1 protein-coding gene is annotated in these 1,218 nt (G+C 39.7%); it reads left to right on the forward strand.

The features are described 5' to 3' along the window. Positions 1–73 precede the first annotated feature (73 nt). Complete coding sequence (locus I6F49_RS20210) at positions 74–1,198, forward strand: ISAs1 family transposase (RefSeq protein ID WP_197181750.1); 1,125 nt, start codon at positions 74–76, stop codon at positions 1,196–1,198. Positions 1,199–1,218: the final 20 nt, after the last annotated feature.

Consider the following 1,218-nt stretch of genomic DNA (forward strand, 5'->3'; position numbering starts at 1 on the left):
CAGGGCAAGATCATGAACTTTCCATTTTGAGCCAAGTGTGATCAAATAGGCTTCTAATTCATAGGAGTCTCAAATGTTATCTGCCTTTAATGAACATTTTTCACCAATCCCTGATCATCGCCAACAATCAAAAGTAGAGCATAAGCTTCACGATATCCTTCTAACACTCGTTGTTGGCGTTATCTGTGGCGCCGATGGCTGGGAGTCAATTGAAGAAGTGGCGCATAACAAGATTGAGTTGTTAAAAAAGTATGGCTCGTTTGAAAATGGCATTCCTGTTCATGACACCATTGCACGAGTAGTCTCTTCGTTAGAGCCCCAAACGATACAAAGTTGCTTCATTAACTGGATGAAATCAGCACAGGAAGAAACACACGGCGAAGTTATTGCTATCGACGGAAAAACAGTTCGCGGCTCTTATGATAAGAAATCAAAGAAAAGTGCAATCCACATGGTTAGCGCATTTGCAGCGAACAATGGTGTTGTATTAGGGCAAGTTAAAACCGCAGAAAAATCAAATGAGATAACCGCAATTCCCGCATTGCTTGATTTACTAGATATTAAAGGCAGCATCATCACGATCGATGCGATGGGATGTCAAAAAGCGATTACTAAAAAAATACTTCACAAAGAAGCCGATTATGTTATTGCAGTTAAAGGTAACCAAGGACATTTACACCAGTCCATTAAGGATTTTTTTGAGATTTGTCAAAGCGACAAATTTAAAAATGTAGAGCATGCTTATCACGAAGAAGTTGATAGTGGGCACGGCAGGATTGAGGTTCGTCGGTATTGGATAACAGATGTTCTGACAAGCATTAATGATTTAACTTCGCAATGGGATGGATTGGTAAGTGTGGGGATGGCTGAATCAGAGCGACATGTAGATGGAAAAATAAGTAAAGAAATCCGTTATTTCATCTGCTCTATAGAAGCTGACGCAAAAACATTCGGGAACGCGGTTAGAAAGCATTGGAGCATTGAGAATCAGCTACACTGGGTACTTGATGTCAGTTTTAATGAAGACTTGAGTCGTGTTAGGCGTTCAAACGCAGCTGAAAACATGTCCGTAATTAGGCACCTTGTTCTCAATTTATTGAAACTTGAAAAAAGCTGTAAAAAAGGTCTGAAAGCTAAGCGTTTCAAAGCTGCACTCGATACTGATTATGCAGATAAAGTTTTACAGCTTATTTATTGAGCTTACGTAATCTTACCCTG

Source organism: Pseudoalteromonas sp. SWN166 (genome assembly GCF_015864485.1).
Taxonomy (GTDB): domain Bacteria; phylum Pseudomonadota; class Gammaproteobacteria; order Enterobacterales; family Alteromonadaceae; genus Pseudoalteromonas.

Excerpts from the sequence above, each read along its gene's own strand:
- I6F49_RS20210 (WP_197181750.1), top strand. The coding sequence starts at position 74 with ATGTTATCTGCCTTTAATGAACATTTTTCACCAATCCCTGATCATCGC.